This is a genomic window from Methylobacterium sp. E-046, from assembly GCF_022829625.1.
Lineage (GTDB): Bacteria > Pseudomonadota > Alphaproteobacteria > Rhizobiales > Beijerinckiaceae > Methylobacterium > Methylobacterium longum.
In genome coordinates this window covers 25,032-51,560 of record NZ_JAKSYP010000121.1, presented here as the reverse complement: position 1 = coordinate 51,560, position 26,529 = coordinate 25,032, and the positions used below count along the sequence as shown (strand labels likewise).

24 protein-coding genes are annotated in these 26,529 nt (G+C 66.8%); 13 read left to right on the top strand and 11 right to left on the bottom strand.

The features are described from left to right. Both MKK82_RS11340 and MKK82_RS34185 read right to left on the bottom strand, forming a co-directional pair. Positions 1–278: hypothetical protein (locus tag MKK82_RS11340; protein ID WP_243985751.1), on the bottom strand; the 278-nt coding region annotated here is incomplete at its 3' end. Positions 279–533: 255 nt separating this feature from the next. Continuing rightward, positions 534–1,322, bottom strand: coding sequence for an acyltransferase (locus MKK82_RS34185; protein WP_243985750.1), 789 nt, complete (start codon positions 1,320–1,322; stop codon positions 534–536). Between the two features lie 185 nt (positions 1,323–1,507). On the opposite strand from MKK82_RS34185, the gene MKK82_RS11330 reads away from it, so the two are divergent. Continuing rightward, positions 1,508–2,020: a hypothetical protein gene (locus MKK82_RS11330; protein ID WP_243985749.1), complete on the top strand. Its 513-nt coding sequence runs from the start codon at positions 1,508–1,510 to the stop codon at positions 2,018–2,020. 294 nt (positions 2,021–2,314) lie between these two features. Here MKK82_RS11330 and MKK82_RS11325 read toward each other — a convergent pair whose 3' ends face one another. Continuing rightward, the gene (locus tag MKK82_RS11325) at positions 2,315–3,748 is read right to left on the bottom strand and encodes an SDR family NAD(P)-dependent oxidoreductase (RefSeq protein WP_243985748.1); all 1,434 of its coding nucleotides are present in this window, start codon (positions 3,746–3,748) and stop codon (positions 2,315–2,317) included. Positions 3,749–3,947: 199 nt separating this feature from the next. On the opposite strand from MKK82_RS11325, the gene MKK82_RS11320 reads away from it, so the two are divergent. From MKK82_RS11320 to MKK82_RS11275, 10 genes are all read left to right on the top strand, one after another. Then, entirely contained in the window at positions 3,948–5,555 is a 1,608-nt protein-coding gene (locus tag MKK82_RS11320) for an HAD-IIIC family phosphatase (RefSeq protein ID WP_243985747.1), read from the top strand. Continuing rightward, on the top strand, positions 5,521–5,838 hold the full coding sequence (locus tag MKK82_RS11315; RefSeq protein ID WP_243985746.1) for a hypothetical protein: 318 nt from the start codon (positions 5,521–5,523) through the stop codon (positions 5,836–5,838). Before MKK82_RS11320 ends, MKK82_RS11315 begins: the two co-directional genes overlap by 35 nt. Next, entirely contained in the window at positions 5,831–6,871 is a 1,041-nt protein-coding gene (locus MKK82_RS11310; RefSeq protein ID WP_243985745.1) for a 3-oxoacyl-ACP synthase III family protein, read from the top strand. The genes MKK82_RS11315 and MKK82_RS11310 overlap by 8 nt, the downstream gene beginning before the upstream one ends. Further along, complete coding sequence (locus MKK82_RS11305; protein ID WP_012318193.1) at positions 6,868–7,095, top strand: hypothetical protein; 228 nt, start codon at positions 6,868–6,870, stop codon at positions 7,093–7,095. Before MKK82_RS11310 ends, MKK82_RS11305 begins: the two co-directional genes overlap by 4 nt. A gap of 3 nt (positions 7,096–7,098) precedes the next feature. Continuing rightward, complete coding sequence (locus MKK82_RS11300) at positions 7,099–7,821, top strand: SDR family NAD(P)-dependent oxidoreductase (RefSeq protein WP_243985744.1); 723 nt, start codon at positions 7,099–7,101, stop codon at positions 7,819–7,821. Beyond that, positions 7,818–8,468, top strand: a complete 651-nt coding sequence (locus tag MKK82_RS11295; protein WP_243985743.1) for an acetyltransferase — start codon at positions 7,818–7,820, stop codon at positions 8,466–8,468. Before MKK82_RS11300 ends, MKK82_RS11295 begins: the two co-directional genes overlap by 4 nt. 99 nt (positions 8,469–8,567) lie before the next feature. After that, complete coding sequence (locus MKK82_RS11290) at positions 8,568–9,713, top strand: DegT/DnrJ/EryC1/StrS family aminotransferase (RefSeq protein WP_243985741.1); 1,146 nt, start codon at positions 8,568–8,570, stop codon at positions 9,711–9,713. A gap of 348 nt (positions 9,714–10,061) precedes the next feature. Continuing rightward, a complete protein-coding gene (locus tag MKK82_RS11285; RefSeq protein WP_243985740.1) occupies positions 10,062–11,858 on the top strand; it encodes a glycosyltransferase family 61 protein in 1,797 nt (598 codons plus the stop codon). Between the two features lie 666 nt (positions 11,859–12,524). Further along, positions 12,525–14,591, top strand: coding sequence for a carbamoyltransferase C-terminal domain-containing protein (locus MKK82_RS11280; protein ID WP_279602935.1), 2,067 nt, complete (start codon positions 12,525–12,527; stop codon positions 14,589–14,591). Positions 14,592–14,856: 265 nt separating this feature from the next. Continuing rightward, positions 14,857–15,813 (top strand): exo-alpha-sialidase, encoded by a 957-nt coding sequence (locus MKK82_RS11275; protein WP_243985736.1) that lies wholly within the window; start codon positions 14,857–14,859, stop codon positions 15,811–15,813. Positions 15,814–15,836: 23 nt separating this feature from the next. Here the strand turns inward: MKK82_RS11275 and MKK82_RS11270 are convergent, their stop codons facing one another. From MKK82_RS11270 to MKK82_RS11235, 8 genes are all read right to left on the bottom strand, one after another. Continuing rightward, positions 15,837–17,381, bottom strand: coding sequence for a glycosyltransferase family 61 protein (locus MKK82_RS11270; RefSeq protein WP_243985734.1), 1,545 nt, complete (start codon positions 17,379–17,381; stop codon positions 15,837–15,839). Positions 17,382–17,457: 76 nt separating this feature from the next. After that, entirely contained in the window at positions 17,458–18,069 is a 612-nt protein-coding gene (locus MKK82_RS11265) for a GNAT family N-acetyltransferase (RefSeq protein ID WP_243985732.1), read from the bottom strand. A gap of 236 nt (positions 18,070–18,305) precedes the next feature. Further along, the gene (locus MKK82_RS11260; protein WP_243985730.1) at positions 18,306–19,247 is read right to left on the bottom strand and encodes a GNAT family N-acetyltransferase; all 942 of its coding nucleotides are present in this window, start codon (positions 19,245–19,247) and stop codon (positions 18,306–18,308) included. 2 nt (positions 19,248–19,249) lie between these two features. Next, a complete protein-coding gene (locus MKK82_RS11255) occupies positions 19,250–19,915 on the bottom strand; it encodes an acetyltransferase (protein WP_243985729.1) in 666 nt (221 codons plus the stop codon). Between the two features lie 3 nt (positions 19,916–19,918). Next, positions 19,919–20,749 (bottom strand): class I SAM-dependent methyltransferase, encoded by an 831-nt coding sequence (locus tag MKK82_RS11250; RefSeq protein WP_243985727.1) that lies wholly within the window; start codon positions 20,747–20,749, stop codon positions 19,919–19,921. 152 nt (positions 20,750–20,901) lie between these two features. Then, on the bottom strand, positions 20,902–22,023 hold the full coding sequence (locus tag MKK82_RS11245) for a DegT/DnrJ/EryC1/StrS family aminotransferase (protein ID WP_243985725.1): 1,122 nt from the start codon (positions 22,021–22,023) through the stop codon (positions 20,902–20,904). Positions 22,024–22,035: 12 nt separating this feature from the next. Further along, on the bottom strand, positions 22,036–22,545 hold the full coding sequence (locus tag MKK82_RS11240) for a sugar 3,4-ketoisomerase (RefSeq protein WP_243985724.1): 510 nt from the start codon (positions 22,543–22,545) through the stop codon (positions 22,036–22,038). A gap of 108 nt (positions 22,546–22,653) precedes the next feature. Then, positions 22,654–24,516, bottom strand: coding sequence for a glycosyltransferase family 61 protein (locus MKK82_RS11235; RefSeq protein ID WP_243985722.1), 1,863 nt, complete (start codon positions 24,514–24,516; stop codon positions 22,654–22,656). 209 nt (positions 24,517–24,725) lie between these two features. On the opposite strand from MKK82_RS11235, the gene MKK82_RS11230 reads away from it, so the two are divergent. Both MKK82_RS11230 and MKK82_RS11225 read left to right on the top strand, forming a co-directional pair. After that, positions 24,726–25,484, top strand: coding sequence for a hypothetical protein (locus tag MKK82_RS11230; protein ID WP_243985720.1), 759 nt, complete (start codon positions 24,726–24,728; stop codon positions 25,482–25,484). Beyond that, positions 25,481–26,518 (top strand): NAD-dependent epimerase/dehydratase family protein, encoded by a 1,038-nt coding sequence (locus MKK82_RS11225; RefSeq protein WP_243985718.1) that lies wholly within the window; start codon positions 25,481–25,483, stop codon positions 26,516–26,518. The genes MKK82_RS11230 and MKK82_RS11225 overlap by 4 nt, the downstream gene beginning before the upstream one ends. Positions 26,519–26,529: the final 11 nt, after the last annotated feature.

Here is a 26,529-nt window from a genome sequence, read left to right as displayed (position 1 = left end):
AGGTAGGCGGCCGAGGAGAAGTCGGGCCGCGGGTCCCGGCCCTCGCGCCAGCCGTGGACGAGGTAGTCGCGCACCGGATCGGCCGTGATCCCGTACCAGCTCGCGTAGAAATCCGCGTCGAAGTACGGCGCCAGCGCGGCGGTCTGCTCCTCCGCGCTCACGACGTCGCACGCGGGCGGAAGCCTGTCGCGAGCCATGATCCGGATGAGCGGGTTGAAGCTTGCGCGGGCCCGGGTCTCGCCCGCCCAGCCCCGATAAAGGTCGAATGGCGTCTTCAAAACACCGCTCTCACGTGGCCGTGCGATGATCCCGGACCGGCGCGCCGCTCACGCCGCCGGCTCTCGCGGGACCTGTGACTCGGATGACCATGCGTTCCAGTGGCTGGATCGAAACGGGACCGTCGCACCGGTGAACGGTCGCGCGCCGGACACCGGCCTATCGGAACTCCCGCGTCCGGTAAATATCGACCCTGACCGGTCGAGCCGGGCTTCTGCGCCTCGTCCCCGTGGCGGCGCGCAGAGACCGGGCGCGGGTCAGATCAGATCTGAGCGCCAAGTCACATCCTCGCGGACGATGCGCGCGGGGTTGCCGGCCGCCACGCAATGTGGCGGCACCGTGCCCGTTACGACCGCGTGCGCGCCGATGATGGCGTTGTCGCCGATGACCGAACCCTTGAGCAGCGTGGCATGGTTGGCGATCCAGACGTGATTTCCGACACGGACGGACTTGGCCGGATTCAACCGCGTGCCGCCCGTCCGGCTGATGATCGAATGGAAATCGCTCGTCGTCATCCAGACGCCCGAGGCGATGGAGCAATCGCTCCCGATTTCGATCGCCTTCGTCTCCACCGGGTTGAGATGGACCAATCCGGTGAAGCCGGTTCTGTCGCCGATGCGCAGCACCGATCCGGGTCCGACGTAGATGTTGGCCATCGATAGACGTACGTCGTCGCCAACATCGAACCGGCCGTTCGACTCGATGACGATATGCATGTCCTTATCGGATATGCAGCCTCTGCCGATGCGGATATAATTATTGTCGCCATTAATGTAGATTTTGCCCGCTTGATTGTCTTGATCGCGGGGATCGACGTCGATGACGTTGTTCTCCCCCTTGTCGAAAATGGTCAACGACATAAAGCGCTCTATGAAAAAGGTGTGCCGGACTGACGCGGCGCGGCCGGAATCGAGGACCGGACCGCCGCGTTCCCGGTCCACGAAGTCGAGGCCGCCCCGCCCGGCGGGTACGCGAGGCGTGGGTCGAATATGGAGTCCATCACCGATCGGACACGCCTCCACCGCGATCAAGTTGGGTTGGAGCACGCCGAATGTCCCTAAACGACCAACCCTGTACTCACAACACGGACTGCCCGTCGCTGCACCGGGCCGCGGGGTCCCGCAGAGCTTCGATCAACTGTTGACGTGGTCAAGGTGTCGTGACGTATGGCCTGCGGCACTCGCGATCACGGGCGCGTTCACGGGCGCGATCACAGGGATGGAACAAGCCGGTGGCTGAGGACGATACGCTGACGAAGGCTCTGGTCGACGTGCGGGCGCGTCGGACGGCCCTCCAGAACGACCATGACCGGATCGTCGCGGAACTTGCCAAACTCCGGGCCGCCGAGGCTGCCTTGACCTCGATCGTTGAGGACGTCCCGCTGGACGATGCGGTCGCGCTACACCCCTACGAAGGCGGACGGACCTCCGGTGGTGAGCGCGCTTCGCCCGTGACGGGTGCGCGGCGCGGCGCCCGCGGCCCGCGGGCCAATTCGGCCAAGGGCCGGTTGAAGGCGTTGCTGGGCGGCACGGGACCGCAAGGCTTGTCCCATGCCGAAATCGCCGAGCGGCTGCCCGATGTCGCGCCCAACACCCTGAACACCTATCTCAGCATGATGGTGACGGGCGGCGAGGCGGTCCGGAACGGTGACTTCTTCACCGCCCCTGAGCCGGTCTCGGCAGAGGCCGCCTCCGGCGCGGAGGACGACGCGGCCGAGGAGGCGGACGCGAGCCCCGACGCCTGAGGACGGCGCAACGGTGCGTTCACGGGCGGGCGGAGCACAGTTGCCCGCACACGAACGGTGCAGGAGCCTGAACCATCTCCGGGCTGCTCGGCCGAAACGATGGCACGCAGGGCCGTCCGCCCTGGGATCTGTCGCCTGACGCTGTGTCCTGCCTGGCGCGGTGTGCGAGGCCGGGGACGGATCCGGATTTAGGGCGCGCGACCCGCTGGCTGCGGTCTGGGATCCGGGCGGCCATGACGCGCGGTCGCGTCCGGCGTTCGCCGCGCCGTCGACGCGGCGCGCACAGCGAGTCGGTCAGGCCCGCGCCGACATCCGCCGGATGATCGGGAGCATCAGGGCGCCGGGGGCTGCGGCCGGCACGGGAAAGATCGTGGCGGTCTGATCCGTCCTCACCCGGGGTAACCGCTCAATCACGGTCCTCAGCCTCGGATTCGCCCGCGCCATGGCGGCGGCCAGAGTTTCGCCGGCGGCCTTCGCGGTGACGTATTCGAGCGTGTCGCGCAGAGTCTCGTCGATGGCGGTGCTCGAGGGATAGAAGGCGGCCAGGTGATCGCTCCGTGCCAGACAAAATTGGCTGAGATCATAGAACGCGCAATTGTAGATGCGCATCATCTCGTCGAGCACGGCCGGCTCGAACGGCGCGCGTTTCTGCCGGAAGATGCGCGGCGTCGCGAAATGGTAGAGCTGGTCTGGGCTCATCGCGAGGGCCTGGAGTTGTTCGTCGACCGGGCGCGCCGCGTCGTATCGCAGGACTTGGCAGCGGCCGCCGGAGACCCGGATCTCCCCCGCGATAGCCTCCGCCTCGCGCGCGTCCGAGGCGTAGGTGATGCAGACGTCGCCACCGCCCGCGGCGAGCAGCTTGGCCGTCGCCGCGCCGAGGCCGCGCGAGCCGCCGATGATGAGGGCGGAGACTCCGGAGAACTCGCCGGGGCGCACCGAGGTCGCGAGCGTCCGCAGGCTCTCCTGTTCGACAGGAGGCGGACGCACGAAGCCTTCGACCCGCGCGGTGAGGCCGGGTCCGCGCGCCTCGATCGTCACCGACTGGAGCATCGGCTGGAACCGCCGCACCGCGTAAGCGAGGCTCGAGCCCTCGGCCCCGTCCGCGAACGACACGTCTATCTTGGACAGGATCGAATGCAGTCCGGGCACGAACATCCCCACGAGCGTGGAGAGGCCGCCGAGCGCCGCCACGCGGGCAGGTCCGATGGCGCCGGCGAGCCGCGGCGCCAGCCCGGCGATCGCCGCCGGATCGGGCAGGCCGAACGCCCCTGAAAGTCCGGAGATCCCCGCCGGGTCGACGGCTAGCGGCGCGGCCGGGATCGCCGTCTGCGCGGCTTGGAGCGGCTGGGCTGCGGGCCGCTGCGTCGCGAACGTGGCCTGAATCGTCACCGCGCGCGTTCCATCCACCGTCAGGGACAGGCGCACCTGCTGCGCGCTCGCCTCCTGAACCGTGATCTCGGTGCGATCGCCGACCAGCACGAAGCGCTCGAACCGCATCTGCAAGGCGCTCACCTGCTCGAAGGGTCGCGCACCCGCCCACGCGTCGAGGGCCCACAACGCCGCGTGCACGCCGTGGACGGCCCTGCCGCCGGCGAGCGTACGCCGCGCCGCGCGCGCGTCCATGTGCATGGGGTTCACGTCGCCGGTGGCCGCGGCGAAGGCGGTCTGGTGTGTTTCGGTCCAGATCCGCGACTCCGCGAAGGCCGTGCCCGAGCCGGATCCGTCCATGGCGAAGCTCCTCATCGACTGTACCGCCCCGGGACGATACCGGTCGGAGGACCGGATGCGCACGAACCGGGCCGGGACCGGCCCCTTGCTTTATGGCACGCGATCTCGCAAGAGGGCGGCGCTCGCACGCATTGGAAGGGGCCGGTCAATCGCCGGAGGGCAGGCATCCGCCGGGGTGTCGCAGGGACCGGTATCGAGGATGACCACGACTCGCGCCCTGTCGATCGCCTTCGTCGGAAACATCGTCACTAACCCGTTCGGGAAGGTGGCGGACCGCCTCGCGGACCTCGCCACGGCCTCGTGCGAGCATCTCCCCATCGGACAGATCGAGCAGGTTTTGGCGGGCCCCGCCGCCGCCGACGTCCTGATCGTGCATCTCGACCACCGCTGGTTCTTCGACGTCGCCCCGGACGAGGCGGCCGTCGCCCGCGCGCGCGGGCTCGCCGAGCTAGTCTCGGCGCGGCTCGCCCGGGTGCCGGGCACCATCATCCTCAACACCGTGCCGTTCGTGCCGGTCTCGTCCGTCGAGAGCGACCTCCACGACCAGCTGGAGGCGCTGGCCCGGGTGAACGCGGTGCTGTTCGACCTTGCCCTGTCGCAGGAGCGGGTGAGCGTCGTCGACGCCGCCGGCGCCCTGGCGATGCTCGGCTTCGCCAACGCCTTCCGCGAGCGCAACCGGTACATGTACCAGATGCCCTACGCCCCGGCCGCCGTGGACGCGCTGGTCCAGCGCTACGCCGATGCCGTCGCCGCGCGGCTGCGGGCGCGCCGCAAGGTGGTGGTGGTCGACGCCGACAACACGCTCTGGGGCGGCGTCGTCGGCGAGGACGGGGTGGAGAACCTGGAGGTCGACACCGATTATCCGGGGATCGTCCACACGCAGCTCCAGCGCCAGCTCCTGCGCCTGAAGGGCCTCGGCATCCTGCTCTGCGCGGTGACGAAGAACAACGAGGAGGATTTCCGCGCGGTGTTCGCGCAGCGCGCGATGCCCCTGCGCCTGGATGATTTCGTGGCCTATCGCAGCAACTGGTCGGAGAAGAGCGAGAACATCCGCGATCTCGCGACGGCGCTGAACCTCGGCCTCGACAGCTTCATCTTCCTCGACGACAACCCCTTCGAGATCGAGGAGGTCCGCACCCGGCTCCCCGGCGTCGAGTGCCACCTGTTCGACCGTACGCGCCCCGAGCAGGCGCTCACCCTGCTCGACGGGATCGCTTCCTTGCGCGCCCGCAACGTCACCGCCGAGGATCTGGCCAAGACCGAGCAGTACCGCGGCGAGGCGCAGCGCCAGGAACTGCAGCGCTCCGCCGCCACGATGGACGCGTATCTCGCCTCCCTCGACATCCGCGTGCACGTCGCCCGCAACAATCCGGGCTCCCTGCGGCGGGTCACGCAGCTGATCAACAAGACCAACCAGTTCAACCTGACGACCCGGCGCTACACCGAGGACGAGGTCGCCACCGCCATGCGCGAGGGCGGCGTCTACGCGGCCCGGGTGGTCGACCGGTTCGGCGATATGGGCATCGTCGGGGTCGCCATCGTCCGGGGCGGCGAACTCGAGACCTTCCTCATGAGCTGCCGGGCGCTGGGACGCCGCATCGAGGCCCAAATTCTGCGCCACGTCTGCCGGCAGGAGGGCGATCGGGACCTGAGGGCCCAGTATCGCCCCAGTGCGAAGAACCGCATGGTCGAGAGCTTCCTCGACGAGAACGGCTTCGAACGCCTCAGCGCTGGCCCCGAGGGCAAGACGTACCGACTGACACGAGGACCGGATGACACCCCCTACATCCACATCGTCGCGGAGTGACCGCGGCGCCGTCGAGGCGGCTGCCCGCGCCACCTTCGCGCGGCTCGTCGAGACCTGGGGGCGCCCGGAGCTGAACGATCTCGGCCCCGAGGACGACGTGTACGAGCGGCTCGACTCCTTCGCGGTGGTCGAGCTCCTCCTCGAGACGGAATCCGAGATCGAGCGGACGGTCGGCCGCTACGTGCCCCTCGCCAACGAGAGCATCCTCGACAGCACGAAGTCGCCGCTCCGTCGACTCCAGGGCTGGATCGACTACGTCGCCGAGACGGTCGAGCATGGCTGACCTGCGGTTCTCCCGCGCGAGCCTCGCGGGGCTCGTGACCACGGTCGGCGCGCGCGTCCTCGCCTTCGACGACGAGGCGCCCGGCCTCGGGCTCGCCCCGGAGGAGGCGGAGCGCCTCAAGCGGGCCATGGGCTTCTCGACCCGCCACGTGGTGGCCGATCCCGGCACCACGACGGCGGATCTCTGCCTCCACTCGGCGCGCCAGCTCCTGCGCGGCCTCGACCTGCAGCCCGACGCCGTCGACGGCCTGATTCTGGTCACCCAGACGCCGGATTACAGCTCGCCGTCCACGTCGATCGGGATGCAGCACCGCCTCGGCATGCGGACCGATACGCTCTGCTTCGACATCCGCCTCGGCTGCAGCGGCTTCGTCTACGGCCTGTCGGTCGCCTACAGCCTCGTCGAATCGGGCTTGAACCGCGTCCTCCTGTGCGTCGGTGACGTCGCCAGCCGCATGGTGGCCACGGGGGACCGGTCGATCACCCCGATCATGGGCGATGCCGGCGCCGCCGTGCTGATCGAGCGGCGGGAGAGCGACAGCGTCTTCCAGCTCCACAGCGACGGCTCGGGCGAGAAGGCCCTGTTCATCCCGCACAGCGGCCTGCGGGCCGATGCGGACGACCGGGACAAGCCGGCAACCATGCAGATGGACGGGGCGCAGGTCTTCAACTTCACCCTCAAGCGCGTCCCGCCGCTGATCGAGGGCATCCTGGCCGTGTCGGACACGAGCGCCGCGGACGTCGACTTCCTGGTCCTGCACCAGCCGAACAAGTACATCCTGAAGAACCTCCAGCGCCGCCTGGGCCTCGACGACGGCAAGCTTCCGACCGGCACCCAGTCGGTCTACGGAAATCAGAATTCGGCCTCGATCCCCGGCACGATCTCGGGCTTCCTCGCGGAGGCCTATGCGGGCCGGCGGGTGCGCTCGCTGCTCGCCGGCTTCGGGGTCGGCCTGAGCTGGGGGGCCTGCACGATCACCACCGACCGGATCTTCGCGCCCCCGGTCATGACCTACGAGGAGACCACCCCATGACCGAGGGCGCATTCCTGGACGAGCTCGGCACGATCCTCGATCAGCCGGGACCCCTGGCCCGCGGGCAGAGCCTCGGGGCGATCGAGACCTTCGACTCGCTCGGCATCCTCAACATCATGGCGCTGTACGACACCCTCGGCCTCGAAGTGGATCCGCAGCGGATCGCCGGGGCCGCGACCACCGACGACCTGATCGCGCTGGCCGGCGCGAAGCTGCAGGCCTAGGCGATGTCGGAACCGGGGGGGCACGTTCTCGTCGTCGGGGCCAGCAGCGGCATCGGCCGCGCCGTCGCCGCGCGGCTCGCGAGCGGAGCGCGGATCACCGCGCTGGCCCGGCGGGCGGACCGGCTCGCGGAGCTGGAGGCCCTCGGCATCGCCACGGTCGCGGGCGACGTCACCGATCTTCCCGCGATCGCCGGCATCCTGCAGGCGGCGGTGGCCGAGCGGGGGCTGCTGACCGGGCTGGTCTATTGCGCCGGCGTCCAGGTCATCAAGCCGCTGCGCAGCCTCGGGGTCGAGGAGGTCGAGCGCCTCTACCGCACCAACCTCGTCGCGCCGACCCTGTTCGCGGCGGCCTTCGGGAGCGCCCGCGTCTCGACCCGGGACGCGGTGTTCTGCGCGGTCTCGTCCATCGCGGCGCAGCGGCCCGAGCCCGCGATTGTGCCCTACGCGGCCTCCAAAGCGGGACTCGACGCCCTGATCAAGGGGCTCGCCCGGGAGCTCGCCCCCCGACGCGCCGTCGCCGTCGCCCCCGGCTGGCTCGATACCGAGATGACCCAGGCCCATGCCCGTCTCTACGGAGCGGACTTCAAGGAGGGGCTGGAGAAGCGCAGCCCGGCGGGCGCCGCGACCGTCGACTCGGTGGTCGACGCCATCGCGTTCCTGATGTCCCCCCAGGCCCGGCACGTCACCGGCGAGATCCTGCGGGTCGACGGCGGGGCCATGCTGTGACCGGGCCGGCGCAGCGCCTGGCGCTGATCGGCGGCGGCGGCTTCTCCAAGGAGATCGCCGAGATCGCCCGGGCCCTCGGCCACACGGTCGAGGCGACCTACTCCACCGCTCCGGAGGTCCAGGTCGGCCGCCACCGCGGTTACCTCGATGCGCTGCTCGCTGATCGCTCGGAGTACGACGGCGTCGTCCTGGCGGTGGGCGGCGTGAGCCGCCGCGCGATCCGGGCCCGGGCCGAACTCATCGCCTGGCTCGACCGGCACGCCTTCCCCTGCCCCGCCCTCGTCTCGCCCCGCGCGATCGTGAGCCCGGACGTCGCGGTCGGCGCCGGCGCCTTCGTGGCGCACGGGGTGATCGTCAACGCCGATGCCCGGCTCGGCCGCTTCAGCGTCCTGAATTCGGCGGCGATCATCGGGCACGACACGGTCATCGGCGACAACACCACGATCTCGCCGGGCGCCTTCCTCGGTGGCCGCTGCACGATCGGCGCCGACAGCCTCGTCGGGCCGCTCGCCAAGGTTCTCCAGGGGCTCACGCTCGGACGAGGGGTCACCGTCGGCATGGGCTGCAACGTGCTGCGTGCCCTGCCCGACGACGCGACGCTCTGGCCTCGGCCCGATATCGTGGCCTCGCAACAACGACAGATCTGACCCGCCTCAGCTCTGCCCAACTGCTGGGCCAGATCGAGGAAGCCACCGCATTGGATTTACGATGATCGGCTCCTGGCCCGAGCATCGGCAGGAGTTCTCATGAGCGCGCAACCGCGACCGTTCGAAGAGCCCGTCTACGTCACCCGTCCCATCATTCCGGATCTCGCGGCCTTCACCCGGCATCTCGAGGCGATCTGGGACTGCGCCATCCTCTCGAACGGTGGTCCCCAGCACATCGAGCTGGAGCGGCGTCTCCACGACCATCTCGGCGATGGCCATATCGCCTTGTTCAACAACGGCACCAACGCGCTGATGACGGCCGTCAAAGCGCTCGACCTTACCGGCGAGGTCATCACCACGCCGTTCACGTTCGCCGCCACGCCGCATGTGCTCTCCTGGCACGGGATCGAGCCGGTCTTCGTCGATATCGAGGCGCATTCCATGACCCTCGACCCGACCCGGATCGAGGCCGCCATCACGGAGCGCACCTCGGCCATCCTCGGGGTGCACGTTTACGGCAACCCCTGCGACGTGGATGCGATCGAGCAGATCGCGCGCCGGCACAATCTCCGCGTCCTCTACGACGGGGCACACGCGTTCGGCACCAAGGTCCGCGGGAGGCCGATCGCGAGCTTCGGCGACGCGACCATGTTCAGCTTTCATGCGACGAAACTGTTCCACACCGCCGAGGGCGGTGCCATCGTGACCGAGGATCCGGCGCTCCGGCGCCGCATGGATCTGCTGAAGAATTTCGGGATCACCGACGAGGTGACGGTCCAGGCGGTGGGCATCAACAGCAAGATGAACGAGTTGCAGGCGGCCCTCGGCCTCTGCCTCGTGGACGCCGTCAGGCCCGAGCGCGAGCGGCGCTTCGCGCTGGCCGAGGTCTACGCCGATCGGTTGCGGGATCTGCCGGGCTTCCATGTGCCGGAGACGCCGGACCTGCAGGCCGACAGCCTGCAATATTACTGTCTGAGGATCGACCGGGACGTGTCGCCGGTAAGCCGGGACGCTCTCTACGAAGCGCTGAAGCGGTTCAACATATTCGCTCGCCGATACTTCTACCCGTTGTGCAGCGATTACGTGCCCTACGCGGCGAGGCCCAGCAGCCGGCGGGAGAATCTGCCGGTGGCCAATCGGGTCGCCGACCAGGTCCTGTGTCTGCCGTATTACGGTGCCCTGGGCCGGGACGGCGCCGAGCGGATCTGCGACACGATCAGCGCGATCGTCCGGGATCGAGTGTGAATTTTCACCGGGACCAGATGCCGGCCCCGGATTCCGGGCCGGGCTGACAGCCGCCTGCGCTTCGATGCGGTGCCGGGGGGCTCGTCTCGGTTCTCGATTTCTTGTCCGGCATGGGCTGCCGTGACGCTGAAAAATTCCGGTGGCTACAAATCGCCCCCGTGCAAGATCGCCTGCAACGCAATTGAGCCGAGATGGCGGTCTTCTGCACGGCCCTGATGACCCGATGAGCCGGCAGGTTGTTGACAGCCGCGGGGATCTTGCCGTGAAGGATCAGCTTCTTGGTGTAATGCTTGTGTGCGCTGATCAGGCATCCGTGAGCTCGCGCCAACGTTTGGGGGACCTGTGCGGATGACGCATTTCGTAAAAATTATTATGCGATCTATAAGAAAGATTGAGTCGAAATTCGTATTTGACGAAAAATATTACTTGAAGACTTATGCCGATGTTAGAGACTCTGGCGCGAATCCGGTCAAACATTACGTCAATTTTGGGCACGATCATCCCATCCGGGTTCCAAACGAGTTTTATGCAAGATTGTATGTGTGGATATCTCCGCTGTGCTGCTTGATATTTTCGTCATGGATGAGGCGGCCGCGGCTCGACTGGTATGAAAACAACCGTCACCGTTGGCTGGAGCTGGAGTATCGGCCGGCCAAGTCTGTTTGGACGAGCCTCCAGCAGCGTCTGTCCGAACGCGCATCCTCCGCTTACCTGGCCTTGACGGCGGTGCCGGGCGCGCCCGTCGACGCGGCGACGCCGGAGGCGGTCGGCGACGAATTCGGCGTCGTCGCGCCGGTTGAAACTGGTGACGTCATTGAGCGGGCCGAGGCCGCAGGAGATCCGGATCCTGTCGGGTCCACCGTGCAAGATGATGTCGAAGACCCGTCGAGTCCGCAAGATGCGGAGGTCGTAACGCCGGAGGCAGTGGTCGTCGTGCCGGACGAGCCGAGCGTGTTCGGCGCAGCGACCCGGCCCAATCCGAGTGGGGAACGCGTGCGTGTCGTGAGGGTCGCCGATCGCCTCGGCGCGGATGACGGCGTCACGATGGTCGAGGCGTCGCATCCGTTCGAGACGCGGGATCCGGACATCCTCACGATACGCTTCGACAGGGAGGCGCATTCCTCGCCGACGCCCGCGCTCTGGACGGCTCGGATCGAGGACGCGCAGGTCTTCGGCGCCTCGCAGATCGTATCCCGGTCCCAGTTCTGCATCGTGGAGCCCGCGGCCGATCCGCGCTTCGGCTTCGTGGCCGGGCAGTGGCGGTTCGTGCATGATTACGACGATGCGGACTCGACCTGCCGCGTGCTGATCCCCGCTGCGCCCGACCGGATCCTGGACGAGGCCGTTCTCATCTCCGGCCGATGCGGGTCGAATTATTATCACTTCATGATCGAGTACCTGACCAAAGGGTACATCCTCGAGCGGAGCGACTTCTCCAGAGACACGCCTCTGATCCTCGATGAGGATCTTTACCCTCAGGAACGGGAGGCGGTCGAGATCATCTTCGGGAACCGCCGCATCCTCAGCAGGCCGCCCGCCGCGCGGTACGACGTGAAGATGCTCCATGTGCCAGCGGTGATGACGTTCCTCCCCGACACGATCGAGTTGGATCTCCACGAGACGGCCATCTACAATTTCAACAGCCTGCGCTGGTTGCGGGGCAAGGTGCTCGATCACATCGAACGCGCCGGCATCGCGAGTCGGTTCGGCAAGAAGATCTACCTCACGCGAAGGGCCGGCCGCGGCATCATCAACAACCACGAGATCGAAGGGCTCCTGCGCGGGTTCGGGTTCGAGATCGTCGATCCGGGGGACCTGTCGTTCGTCGAGCAGGTGGCGATGTTCTCCTCGGCGGAGTGGCTCGTCGGGCCCGTCGGGGCGGCCTTCACGAATGTGATCTTCTGCTCCCCAGGGGCCACGATGATCGGTCTCGCCTCTCCGCACGCGGCCGCCCTGCCCGTCTTCCCCAATCTGGCTCAGTTCACCGGGGCTTCCTACAAAGTCTACGCCAACGACTTGGGCAAAAGTAGCCGTCACGAGGTGTATCGGAAGCGCTCGGTCGAGGAGATGCACGAATCGTTTTCGATCGACGTCGATGGTTTGAGGATGATTCTGTTGGCTGAAGGTCTCGCGGAGATCGCGTGACCTTGGGGCGCTAGCGCGAGATCTGAAGGCGCGGTCTCGGACGGCACGATCGACCGCCGCGCTGGCGGTATCCTCGGCCGGCGCGTCGGCGAGCGTGGGATTTTGACTGGGAGATCATCTGACATCGTCTGTGAATATTGTCACAATGTGCATCTGACTTGTCGCAAGGGGGTGCCGAGATGCCGGTATTGTTCCCGGAGTGACATCCTGCTGGCGGCGTGCGTGATAATACCTGCGGATCTTATCAATCTCTATCAAGCATCGTTGCCCTCAACATCGCGGCTGTGGGTGTGAACGAGAAATGGTGATAGATGAATGGAGCGCCTATTGAATTTGAGCACTGGACAAGCGCGCTGTTCCATCACTAAAGATCGTCGCGTCGGGATTGTATGCGTCGTGGTTCGCCCGTTTCGAGAGGGCCCCTGAGCCGCGTTCGGCAGTCGAGTCGGCCGATTGAGTTCTGTAGGAGGCTTGAAGGTCCCCGCCCTCGCCGGTGGGGCTTGTTCCCATGCTTTCACTTGCCGGCGGTTGCCGGTCGAAGCCTGATCTCATGGCACGCCCTTCTTCCTGATCAGCCATCCCGGCCGTCGCGGCGTATGGACACTTCTCTGCCGAAACGCCGTCACCGTCTCATCGAAGCCCAAGGGATGTTGGAAGGGATTGTGGATGACGGATCGAGGCAAGCCGACCCATGTTCTGGGTCTGATGTGTGGCCATGACGCATCCGCATCGGTCCTCCGGGACGGGGCCATCGTCTCCCACGTGCTGCGAGAGAGAATCACGCGCCGACGGCACGACTTCGGTATCGACAAGGACCTGATACAGCACGCCTTGCGCGCGGCTCACATCGACGAGAGCGACGTGGATTTCGTCGCCCTGACGGCGACGCAATCCATGCCGCTCCTGATCAACGACCGCAGCTACATCAATTACGAGAGCTCCGCGCCGACCGGCTCGTTCCTGAACAAAGACCTTCTGGGACGAGAAGATTTCAGGGCGATTTCGCCATCCCCCTACTGGTCAGCCGAGGATGGACGATTGCTGCTGACCCGCTCGTTCGAGTCGGGGCACGTGCCGAATGAGGACTTCGTCAGGCATATGGCGGAGAACTTCATCGCGCACTTGGCGCAGGCTCGGCGCATCCCGCCGGCGGCGCTCAGGGACTGGCAGATCGATCAATATCTTTCACCCTTGATCGGGCCGGGTTGCTGGGCTGAGCCCTGCGGCCTGGCGGACCTGCGGGACCGTGTCGCCCACGGTGCTGCCCTGGACGATACCCATCGCGGCCTGCACCATCCGATCGAGGTTCGTCTAAACGGGCGAGCGATCCCGGGCGCCTTCATCAACCATCACGCCGCGCATGCGGCGTCCAGTTTCTACTCGTCCCCTTTCGGCAAGTCGCTGATCGTCACGCATGATGGCGGCGTCGGGATCGATGGCGGGTTCATTATGCGGGGTGACGGCCATCGGATCCAACCGTTGACGCCGCATCACTTGGCCTGCGGTCAGTTCTACGACACCGTTGCGATCCTGTGCGGCCTCGGCGCGATAGGCGGAGCCGGGAAATTGATGGGGCTGTCGTCGTACAGCGACCGATCGCTGCTCGACGAAGCCCTGATCGGGACCGAGAAGGATTGGTCGAATCCGGCCGCCGAATGGCGTGCGGAATTGATGGCGGCGGGTCGCATCAAGCCCGAGGATGGATCGATCCAGGGCGTGGTCGCCGCGCTGCTTCTGCGCGCCGAGCGCGACGGGTTTTCCCGGGCGGATGTCGGCTCCGAGGATACGCTCCATCCCGCCAACACCGCGATCGCGCATTCGGCGCAGAAGCTGGTGGAGCACACCGTGTTCCGCGTGATCGAGATCGCGCAGGCTGCGCTGGCGGATGGCGGGAACCGGGATCGGAACCTCTGCCTGAGCGGCGGTGTCGCGCTGAACTGCCCGACCAACAGCAAGCTGGCCGGAAGCGGCCTGTTCGACGACGTCTATGTCGAACCCCATTGCGATGATGGCGGCCTGTCGCTGGGAGCCGCGTGGTGGCTCTGGCACAATCTTCTGGATCAGCCGGTCGGGGCGAAGGCGCCGATCACCAGTGCCTGCGCCCTGATCGGAACCAGCTACGACGCTGAGATCGCCGCGACGCTCGAGCGATTTGCCGACGGTATAGAATGGGTGGATTGCGCCGACGAGGCGGCGGAGATCGCGACCGACCTCCTGGACGACCGCGTCGTGGCCGTCTACCGGGGTCGAAGCGAGACCGGTCCGCGTGCGCTCGGCCACAGGTCGATCCTCGCCAACCCCGCCAGAAGCGACAATTGGGGACGCGTGAACCGGATCAAGGGCCGGGAGGCTTGGCGACCGTTCGCGCCGATCGTGCTTGAGAATCGTCTGCGGACGTTTTTCGCGGATGGCCCGGACCAGTCGCCTTTCATGCTGATGACGCATACGGCGAACGCCCATGGGCAGGCCTGCATTCCGGCGGTCATCCATGTCGATCGGACCTCCCGGGTCCAGACGGTGGTCGCCTCCGACGGCTTGATGTTCGAGCTGCTCACCCGATTGGAAGCGCGTGGTGTGCCCCCGGTCGTCCTCAACACGTCATTCAACGGACCCGGTGAGCCCATCGTCGAGAGGCCCGAGGACGCGTTGGCCTTCCTCCTGAAGTCGGATTTGTTGGACGCCGTCTACATGAACGGACGCCGGGTTCGGCGGCGTCAGCCCGCTCAGGCCTAGCCGCCGCGCGGAGGCGGCTCGCGGCGGGCGCGCGGGTCCAGGTTCCGGAACGGTGGGGCGGCGGCTTCTCTCGGCCGGTCGACAGGCTTATACTCCGGGCTGCCTGCCGATCCGCCGTGCCACAGAGAGCCGAGAGGCTGCGATGGCCGCCGCCACCGACGGTCATCATTGGACCCGTGTGTCCAGTGACCGTTCTGTTCCGACTGACTGCGCCAGGTGCCGGAGCGATGCCGGCACGTCGTGCGTGAGAATCTGGAGTTCGTGAATGGTTTCGATCGACGCTCTGTCATGGAGCCGAATCGGACGTGTTTATCGTGCCGACAAGGCCGGGACATGGATGAACTCTCACGCCTTCGTCCCCACTCCCCTGGTCGTCGATGAGCGGACGATCAGGGTGTTCGTGGCGTTCCTGGATCCGGAGAGCAGAGGGCGCGTCGGCTATGTCGACGTCGATGCCGAGGATCCCACGAAGATCCTGCGGGTGAGCGAGCAGCCCGTCCTCGATCTCGGCCCGCCCGGGGCCTTCGACGACAGCGGCGTCACGCCTGTCCAAGTGCTGAGGATCGGGGAGGAGATCTGGCTCTACTATAACGGCTGGCAGCGGAGCGTAGGGGTCCCGTACTTCATCCTGGGCGGCCTGGCGATCAGTCGCGACGGTGGCGAGAGCTTCGAGCGCGTGCAGAACGTCCCGGTTCTCGAGCGGACAAACCAGAACTATCTCGTCCGCTCGACGCCATTCGTCATGCCGCCGGACGACAGGCACGCGCGCTGGCGCATGTGGCTGTCCGCGGGACAGGGCCAGTTTATCCGGCCCAGCGGCGGCGCCTGGGCACCGATTTACGGGATCAGCTACTGCGAGTCCGAGAACGGCATCGATTGGTCGAGAACCGATACGGAAGTCGTTGCTCCGATTACCCCCGACGAGTTCGGGCTCACGCGCCCTCAGATCTTCGGATCGGGCGATGATCTGGTCATGTTGTTCTCGTCGCGGTCGACGAGCAGGATCTATCAGATGGAATGGGCCCGCTCGACCGACGACGGCCGGACGTGGCGGCGGACGGGGACCGTGGCTGGCTTCGATGCGCCGCGCGAACCGTGGGAGAGCGAGATGGTCGCCTTCGGAACGTGTGTGCACACGGCGTCCGGATGGCTGATGTTCTACAATGGAAACGGCTACGGACGGGAGGGTTTCGGCGTCGCGCGTGCGCCGACGGCGTCGTAGGCTTTGGAAAGGGACGCTCGCCCCTAGAGCAGGTCGCGCAGGATCTGCTCCATCTCGCCGATATCGATGGCGTAGTTCCCGTGCGTGACCTCGAGAGACGGTCGTTTGACCGCTCTTTCGCGGTCGAAATCGTCCCGTCGACCGGGCACGGCCACGTACCGGCACCCGGCGAACGTGGCGAGGCTCGCGAAAATCGAGAACTCGATCGCGAACGGGGAAACCAAACCCAGGACGAGGGTACCTGGGGACGCGAAGACCAGATTGGAGAATGCGGACCCGATCGGGCCCGCGATGCAGCGGGCGCTGGCGAACAGCGCCACCTGTTCGGAGAAGCTCAGCTGCCCCGGATTGATGATGTCGAAGCCGTGCCGTGCGAAGACCGCCTCGACCTCCGCGGCGTTGCTGATGTTTCGGCCCGCTGACCGACCGAGGTAGATCCGGCGCGTCGGCTCGTCGCCCGGCCTTCCGAGGGTCCTCATGACCCGCTCGCGCAACCATGACAGGCTCGCTTCATGAACGGCGGCGACCTGCCAGAACGCCACGGTGGGCGAGTCGGGGATGAACGTCATCAGGGAGGGGACATGGAGCTTCTTGACGTCCAGACGGCTGGCATGACGGCGCGCGATCACGGGCCTTTCCGGGAAGACGAGGCGGATGGCCTCCAGCTCTTGAGGGAAGAGGTCGTCGGTGACGACCAGGGGTATTTCGGGTGAAAGGCCGGCTTTCTCTATGATGTAGCCCTTGGTCATGTATTCGATCAAGAAATGGAAATAATTCGCGCTGCATCGCCCGACGAGAAGGATGGCCTCGTCGACCGCCGAGTCGGCCCGGTCCGGAACACGCGCGACGACCCGGTCGGCCGGTGACCTGTAGCAGGTGATGACGAATTCACACTGGCGGCTGGTGTATTGATAGGCCGGGTCGGCCTCGGGTTCATAGACAACGAAGGATGCGTGCGCCACGATCTGTGAGAAGCCGAACACCGCCGCGTCGTCGATGCTTGCCAGCGCGAGTTCGGGGCGCGGGATCGTCCGGTTCATACCGGGGCGGTCGCTGAGCGCGACCGCAGGATCGGTGAAGGTGAAGAGGCCGGCCGGGTCGACGACCTGCCGCTCGACCCATCCGGCACGATCGAGCCCGAGCCTGAAGACGGGATAAGTGGACCCGAGCCCGTCCGCCGAGGTTCGGTCCGGCCGGGACGCGGGCGGCCGTTTCGCGAGGAACCGCGCGATCGCGTGCGCGGCTTTGAGTTGGACGGCGAGCCCGCTGCGCGTCGAGAGCTGATTGATGCGGTAGCGGAAGCAGTCGGTCACGTCCGGCCGGTCATGGCCGAGAAGGCGCAGGGTCAGGACGAGGAGGGGCGACACCGCGTAGTACCAAGCCTCGGCCCGGGCGCTCGGTGCGCGCAGCGGCGCGGCACGCCAGTACCGTGCGAAGTGCTCGACCGGATCCACGCCTGCGGCTGCGACGTCAGCGTTTCGGTCGAGGTAATAATGCTTGTCGACGATGCGCGCCGCGATCCAGAGCCGGATTCGCTCGAAGATCGGGAGGGCGTAGGGGATCGCCATGGGTGCTGCCGGATGTGTCGATCGTGCGTAGACTGTTGGCTATCCGGTCGGATGCCGTCCAACGGACATAGCGGGATCAGCTGTCGACGGCAGCGACCTCCTCCGCCTCGGGGATCTCAGCGGAATGCCGCGTCAGGGTGTGGGCCTGCGCGGCTTTGAATTGCACGTACGCGTCCCGAGAGAAGTGAAAGAAGAAATCCTGCTCGTCCTCGTCCACGATCTTGGCTCCCGACCGGAGGTGGAACGAGACGACGTTCTGGTTGGCGCGGCGAACATCGAAATGGGCGTGCTCGAAATTCAGATGTTCGAAACCGAGCTCGTAGATCGCCAAGGCTGTATAGCTGGCCAGACCGATGACCGGCGGCGGCGCGATGATCCAGCTTCCCCAGCAGAAGGACCGGAGTCCCTCCACCGTTCGGAAATCGTACATGCGAACGGTGCCGCGTTCCTGCATGCCCGACATGATGATGAAGTAATATTGAAGGCCCGCCGCCTCGTCGTCTTTGTACCGCTTCAGCCATGCTGCTTGATCGTGCACGCTCGCCGGCGGAGCGTTGAGGAAGCGATTCAGCTTCGGATCGGACCGCAAGCTGTGAATGAGCGGGGCGTCGGTCTGCTCTGCCAGCCGCAGGTATGAGCGGCGCCGGCTGTTCAGCGGAGGGGTTGCTCGAAGCCGGTCGATAACCATCACTCATCCACGCATGACTTGTCGCGGGCGTCCAGACGCGACAGTGTCCTCATTTCGGGGATTCTTCGCACGATCGACGGATCGAGTCACGTTTCGCGCCCGGTCGCCGCGGGGACCTTCGGACCCGCCGACGCCCGCCAACTGCGCCGCCGCCTTGGCGGGCGGAGCCGGCGGACGGGTCGGTGTTGCCCGGCATCGGTGGCGCTCGACGGTCGACACCCGCGCTGAACGGCGCATCAGCCCTGCAACGCCACCGTGTACGTGTCGTGCATCACGGCGCTGCCACCGAACTCCTCCTTCTGTGTCAGAAGGCCTTGGTTCAGGACCCGGCCACCCTCCTCGGTGGAGATGCCGAAATCGAAGTACCCCTTCGATGGCTGATAGGTCTGTATCAGCCAGTTGAACAGGAGATCCAACGCCCCGACGTCGCGGCCGGATCGGCTGGCCGCGATGTATTGGGCGTGCGCGACGGTAGGGGTTTCGAAGACGACGACGCCCGCCACGACGTCGGCGTCCTGCTGGGCGGTGAAGAGTTTGATGTTGTTGGGAAAACGGGCGGCCAGCATCTCGATCTCGGACAAGGCGTGGACCGGGGCGACGCCGTGGCGCTCTTGGAGCGTCTGCTCGAGGATGCGCCAGAATTCCGGCCAGCGGTCGCTCTGTTGCGCGGTCAAACCAAGCTTCTGAGCCTTGCTGACCCCCCGCCTGCGGCGGGAGGACAGGCTTCCGGGGTTATGGTAATCGATCGTGGTGGTGACGTCCCGCCGCGTGAGCCGGGCCCCGGTGCGAAACAAGCCGTAGAGGTCGGCCTGCGCGAGGCCGCGGTGATATATCGGGGGGGAAGGTTTGTAGACGAGTTCCTTGGCTCCGAGATCCGCGTAGAAGCCGAGGCAGGCTTCGAAGATCGACACGACGACGTCGGTCGGCGTGCGGCCGACGAGGAGGCCGCCGAACGTCAGCCCCTGATGGGAATAGACTGTATCGCCGACGACGTTGGCCGGCATCGTCGCGATCAGGGTGTCCTCACGGAAGACCATGACCGAAGCATCGCGGAAGCGATCGGCATGATACTCCATGAAACCGCGATCGAAGAGGAAATGTCCGTTCAGCGCGCTCTCGTTATGGGTATTCCAGGCGGCCGTCTGGTCGGGCGAGAAGGGGCGAACCGACAAGGACATCGTTAGCGGACTCGACAGAAACGGGTAGCGGAAATCTTGCGCGGCTCGGCTGGATTGCCCTGATAGATCTTGTCCGGCTCGGTGGACTGGGTGATGCTGCAGGCGATGCTGACGAAATTGTCGCTCGCGATGGTGACCCCGTGTCCGATGGCGGCGTTCACGCCGAGGAAGCTGTAGGCCCCGATCCTGCAGAAGCCCGAGATGACGACGTGCGAGCTTACGAAGACGTGATCCTCGATGACGGATCGATGGCCGATATGATTGCCGCTCCACAACGTCACGTCGTTCCCGATCTCGACGAACGGCTGGATCACGTTGTTCTCTAGGATGAAGCAGTTTTCACCGATCTTCGCATTATGCCAGACAAAAGCTTTGCTGCTGATGTAGGAGGCCAGGGTGTAGCCGAGCGCTTTCACGTGTGCGCAGAGTTCGGCGCGGACGCGGTTGAGCTTCGAGTCGCCGATCGCCACGAACGCCGCGCAGGTGTCCGGGGGGAATGTTTCCGCAACGGCCGACAGGCCGATCACGGGCAGTCCATGGAAGGTCGGCTGATCGATGTATTCCTCGGAAATCGAGAAGGCTTTGACCTCGTATTCGCTGTCGTGAGTGAAGTACTCATAGGCCATGCTGGCGATTTCGCCATTGCCGAAAATGATCAAAGGTTTCATGGATCAGGCCCTCGTGATGAGAAGGTCGTCGCGCCGATTCGACATCGGCAGGTCTGACGCTTGAGGTACCAGGTAGGCGTCCGCCCCCGCGGCCTGGGCTCGCTGCATGAGGCCCAGCAGCACAGCATCGTCGATCTTGCCGCGGCTCGGTTCGTTGTATCGCAGATCTGGCTCGGTATCCGTCCCCGTAAATGTCTTGTGGTATTGACGACCGGTTTCTGTTGCGAAGAAGCGGCGACGCTTGGATATATTCGGAATGTCTGCGATCAGGGCTCGGCCGCCGCTGGCAAGAAGCTGAATGACGCTGTCGAGGAAGTCGAACGGATTGCCGTCCGCGAAGATGTAGTGAAACACGCTGTAACAGAGAACGGCGTCCGCTGACGGGACTGCGTCGTGGATGGCGCTCGAGGCCGCCGGGAACGATCCGGCAATCTTGACGGTCACTCCATCCACGTCCGGCAGTTGCTGAAGCATCTCGTGGCTGTCGACCAGGACGAGGCGATGCTGGCGCTGCCGGCAAAGGTCGATGAGCCGATGCGGCAGGCCGGCGCAGCCCGGGCCGATATCGACGATGGTTGCCCGTTCACCGAGCAGCACGGGCAGTTTCGCGACGATGTCGCGGAGGATCGCCTCCTCGAAACCGTCGCGGTACGCGTCGGGAAAGCCGATGCGCTCGTTGGCGGTGAGGTGTGGGTTCTGGGCGAGCGCCCTGAAACCTTCGAAGGTCAGGTCGACCGTCGCGAGGTCGACGCCACGATCGGTCCGGAGGCGTTCGAGAGGGTTCTCAGGAGCCTCGGGAGGAGTTCCGGCGGAAGGGGAGGACGGCGATGTCACGGTGCGCTTCCGTTCTCGTTCGAGGTGGCGATTGTGGTGCCCGGCGGGCGGGGTCGGAGCCGCGCTCCGCGGGCGGCGCTGCGCCGCCCGCGGGATGCGGATGCCGCTCCGGCGATCCGCTGGCGGGGCCGCGGATCGCGATACGACGAACCTCAGGCTATCCCGGCGCGACGGGGCGGGCTCGTCGCCTCACGGCAGGCCGCCACGACGTGCTGAACCTCATCGTCCCGGAGATGCGGGCCGATCGGCAGACTCAGGATCTCGCGCCCCAGCGTGCGTCCAAGCTGGCTGTTCCCGGCGACGGGCGCTCCGGCATACGCCTCGGCATCGGCGGGCGCGATCGGATAGTGGATCTGCGTGGTGACGCCGGCCCGCTCCAGATGGGCGGCAAGCGCGTCGCGCTGCTCGGTTCGGACAACGAACAGGTGCCAGACCGGGCCCGCCCGGGGATCGACTTGCGGAAGAATCAGCCCCGTATCGGCGAGGTCGGCACAATACGTGGCCGCGATCGCCCGCCGACGGGCGTTCCAATCCTCAAGGTGGCGCAGCTTGACGCGGAGGAGCGCGGCCTGCAACTCGTCGAGACGGGAGTTCACCCCCTGCAGGCGGTGCACGTACTTCTCGCGTGAGCCGTAATTGGCCAGTTCACGGACCTGACGGGCGATCACCGTATCGGATGTCGTGACGGCACCGCCGTCGCCGAGGGCGCCCAGGTTCTTGCCGGGATAGAAGCTGAAGGCGGCCGCATCGCCGAGACTGCCGGCTCTGCGCCCCTCGAAGGTCGCGCCGTGGGCCTGCGCCGCATCCTCGATGCAGATCAGGTTGTGCCGTCGTGCCAGTGCGCGGAGCTCCGCCATGTCGGCCGTTTGACCGTAGAGATGGACGGGCATGATCGCCCTGGTGCGGCTGCTGATCGCCCGTGCCGCCCCGAGCGGATCCATGTTGTAGGTCGAGGGATCGGGATCGACGGCGACGGGCGTCGCGCCGACCTGGCTGACCGCGAGCCACGTCGCGATGAAGGTGTTCGACGGGACAAGAACTTCGTCGCCTGCCCCAATATTGTAGGCGCGTAGGATCAATATAAGTCCGTCGAGGCCGTTTGCGACACCGATAGCGTGTTCAGCCTCGCAATACGCGGCGAATTCCGATTCAAAAGCTTCGACCTCCTCGCCCAGGATGTAGCGTGAACGGTTCAGCACGCGGTGCCACGCGAGATCGAGATCGCCGCGAATGGCGTCGTGCGGAAGGCTGAGATCGAGAAACGGAACTTTCATTCCCGGTATCCTTTAAAGAATTCCTTTGGCGCGAAGAAAATCGTTGTAATCTCTATAGTAATCGCTTTCCATATAATGTTCCGAAGCAAGAGAGAGGCAGACTGCCCCGCCCGAAAATTCGTCGATATCGCGCCACATCATCTTCGGAACATAGAGGCCGATGTTCGGTCTGCTGAGCGTGAAGGTCGTCCGTGAGCGGCCGTCGTCCAAGTGGACATTGAAACTGCCCGAGACCGCAATCAGAACCTGTTGCAGTTCCTTGTGGCTGTGGCCCGCCCGCATCGCGCCGCGCGAGACGTCGTAGATGAAGTAGACGCGTCGTATGGCGAACGGCAGGTCCTTTTCGGCCTCGATCGGTGTCAGGGCGCCTCTCTCGTCGAGGATGTGGCGGAACTCGATCAGGTGTGGCTGAGTCATGCTTTCCATGCCGCCCCCGGCGTAATCGCGCGCGACGCTCTTCCGCCGGGCGGTCCAATCATTGAAGCGTGGTTCGCGGCCCGGTTTCAGGCCGTCGTGCGGCACGTCGCACTGATCACCCCAGTGTGATGTGCGTCCTAAGCCGAAGTGCTTAGATCCGCAACGGACCGGGGCCTCCTTTGCGGGCAGCGTGCCACGAATACAACCACAAGCTTAGTCGGCGCCACTTCGCCGAACGCGCGGTAGGGCCTCGATCACGCGTCCGACGAACGTGCGCGGAGCCTGCGCCGCCGCCGGGGGAGCCGGGGTCGGGACCGACCGCGCGAGCAGGCCGCCGAGCGCCGCCACGATCTCGCTCGGAGCGATGCTGTAGCTGGCATGAAAGGCGTGGCCCGCTTCGTTCTCCGTCCGACCCCGAAGAAAGCTGATCCGGGCGCCGCCCGCCTCGATGAAGCTGGTGTAGCCCCGGAAATTGAAGCCCAGATGGGCGTGTATCAGGCCGAGGATGCGGCATTCCGGCCGGCAGAACAAGCCGTTGGTCAGCGCCGAACTCGAGGAGCCCACGATGATGTCGGCGGCGTGGAACGCGTCGACCTGCTCGAGGAAGGTCATCGTCTCCGGGGTGATCACCTCGAAGCCGTGCGGGGCGAGGGCTTCGGCGATCTCGACCTCGTTGACGAGCTGGCGCTGGGTGAAGGCCTTGCGGGAGATGAAGAGCCGTCGGCCGGTCGGGCCGCTGAGTGCGCCCCGTTCCCGGGCCCGCTTCAGAACGCGGGCGCGCAGGTCCACCAGGATATCGGCCGGCCAGATCGTGTCGTAGACGCGCCGGCCCGGCTTCATCTCGAATGGGAAGAAGGCCGGCACTGGCGCGAGGCCGAGCAGGCCGAACGCGACGGGTTTCGGAGGCAGCTTGATGATCGGCCGGTTCCGCTCGTCGAGCAGCCTGACCACCTCCTCGTGCGTGGCCGGCATATGGTCATCGATGCAGAGCGGGATGCCGTCCGGGCAGCGCGCATCGTTGTAGCTGAGCATGCGCGGCACGAACTCGCAGAACCAATGGCCGTAATTGCGGCTCTGCAGTCCGAACATGGACAGTCCGGCCTCGATCGATAAGGTCTCCTCCGGGACCTCGACCAGGGCCCGCGTGGCCCCGAAGGCGGCCATCATGATCTGGTCCGGATTGACGCCGTCCTGAAGCAGGACGTCGCTCCGGCGGCGATGGGCCGCGAGGTCGTAGATGAGCTGATCGCCCTTCACGACGACGTTGCTGCGCGGGAAGGCGTGGCAGGCTTCGATGAGCGCGAGGTATTGGCTCGGCGCCTCGAGATCCCCGGGTTCCGAGGTGAGGGGCGGCGGGGGCTCGGTGAACTTGAGCTGCGGTTCCTGGATCGGGCGCGGCGGTCGCAGCTCCGCGTAGCGCACGCCGGCCCGGCCGGCCACAGCCGCGACGCCGACCATGTCGTAGCACGCCAGGGGCCCGGCGCCGATCAGACGGCGCGTCGTCTCGTGCAGGGCGACGGCGTCCTCGAACGCACCGGCCTCGATCAGCGCGTCGAGCTGGAGCCGCCTCAGGTTCTTGATCTTCCTGGGCAGCGGATCCCCGTCCCGGGAGACGAGGCCGGAGCCGCAGCCGTCGAGTTCGAGCGCGAGCCGATAGCATTGCACGCTCGCCTCGGCCTCGCCGCGCAGTTCGAACGACCAAGCCCGTTCGACGAGGGCATCCACGATCTTGGGCCGCAGCCGGCCCGCATCGGCCGCGCGGAGCCGCGCGATGACGGGATCGGCCTCCGCGAAATGCGCGCGCGCGCAGAGGTCGCGCAGACGCGCCTCCGCGGCCGCCAAAGTCCAGCGGTCGCCGTCCCGTCCCGCCAGGGCGGCGGCCAGCTCGTAGGCCCGGGCCGCCAAGTCGGGCGCGCCGCCGCCGTCCAGCCGGAACGCCAGGGCGTCGAGGTGACGGATCATCGTGCCGGGACTGCTGCCCGACGCGGCGGGATCGGCCACGAGTGCGGCGAGCCGCGCGATCAAGTCGCTCGGTCCGTCGCGATGATCTCTGAGGAGGTCCAGGAACTGAGACATGTCCGTCCGCTCGACCCGCCGCCCCCTGCGCCGACGCGCGCTGCGAAGATTGGCCGGGGCCGGCCCTAGGGGTGGCAGCGCGTCCGTCGTCGCAGCCAGGACCTCCCTTAGCGTCCCGCCAGGGAGATGGTAAATCCCCGTCCCGGGCTGTTCGGCGGGCCGCCGGGCGGCGGCCCGCGGCCGAGCAGAGGGATGAGGAACACCTTCGAATGGTGGAGCCAGGAGGGCCGGAGATCGACCCGCACCGGATCGCAGGGATCCGAACGCTGGCCGCGGGCCGGCGCAACGGCCGTGACGGGATGATGTGCGCCATGGAGGCGGTGGCCCATCTCGCCGGCGAGCCCGCGTCGGATCGGCCCGACTGCGCGTCCCCGACCCTCGCTGCCTTCGTCCGGACCTGGAGTGACGGTCTGCCGCAGGATGAGCGCGACGGCCTGATCCTGCCGCTGCTCCCGCTTCTCGTCGGAACGCGCGGTTCCGAGGCGCTGGAGCGTCGCCGCGGCGGGATGGTGACCGACTGGCTGATCCGCACCCACCTGCCGGCGTGGTTCCACCTCGCCAAGCTGAACGTGGAGGCCGACGTGCTGGCCGGCCTACCCGAAATCCGGGCGGTGAGCGATCTCGCCGCCCTGTGCGACCACCTGAAGCGCGCCCGCACGCGGGCCGCAATCGCCAACCTGACCTTGCGGCAGACCGGCTCCTTCGTGCGCACGGCGGCCTGGGATGCCGCCCACCGGGCCGCCTGGACCGCGATCCAGGATCAGGTGGAAGCGGCCGGCGGAGCGATCCTCGCCGCCCTCTGGGATGCCGCCAACGCGGCGGCCTACGCGGCGGCCCGCGCCTCCGGCAAGGCATCCCTGGAGCCGACCCGGCGCATCCTGCAGGACTCGGCACGCGCCCTGATCGAGCGCCTGATCGCGGCGGGCGACGGCCGGCCGGACGTCAGCGCTCCCCATCCCCGGCCATGAGCGACTGCGCCGGCGAGCCGCCGACCGATCCCGCCGCCCCCGACCGGGCTGCCCCGGATCTCGCGGGGGCCCGCTGCCTCGTGCTCGGCGGCGGCGGTTTCCTCGGCCTCAACCTCTGCAACCGCCTCGCGGCGGCGGGGGCCGACGTCACCTGCTTCAGCCGCAGCCATCCGCAGGCCGCGGTCCTGGACCGGCGTGTCGCCCGGGTGACCGGCCAGTTCGCCGACCGCCTCGCCCTCGCCAACGCGGTGGAGCGCCAGGACGTCGTCTTCCATCTGATCGCCGGGTCGATTCCCGAGAGCTCCAACCGGGACCCCTCCGCGGAACTCTCGGCCGCCCCGATCGCCACCCTGCATCTGCTGGAGATCTGCCGTTCGGCCCGGATCGGAAAGCTCGTGTTCTCGTCCTCCGGAGGCGCGATCTACGGCATCCCGCGCGCCATCCCGATCCCCGAGCAGGCGCCCACCGACCCGATCTCGGCCTACGGGATCAGCAAGCTGATGATCGAGAAGTCCCTGCATCTCTACAGGCATCTGCACGGGATCGACTATCAGATCCTGCGCATCGCGAACCCCTACGGCCGGTTTCAGCTCGGCACCAAGCATCAGGGCCTGATCGGCAGCTACATCCACCGCGTCCTCACGGGTCAGCCGCTCGAGGTCTGGGGGACCGGCGCGGTCGTGCGCGACTTCCTGCACATCGACGACGTGAGCGACGCCTTCCTGAGGGCCGTGCCCTACCGGGGCCCCCACAAGGTGCTGAACGTCGGCAGCGGCCGGGGCCTGAGCGTCAACCAAGTCATCGGCGAACTGAAGGCAGCCTTCGGTCAGGACCACCTGCCCTGCGTGCACCGGGCGAGCCGCGCCGCCGACGTCCCCGCCAACGTGCTCGACACCGCGCTGATCCGGTCCGAGCTGGGCTGGCAGCCGCGCGTCGCCCTGCAGGCGGGGCTCACCGGCACCATCGCGTGGATGCGCGCCCACTTGGCGGCGCGCACCGGGGAACCGGCCCCCCGGGACGCCCGCGCGGGATGAGCCGGCCGTGG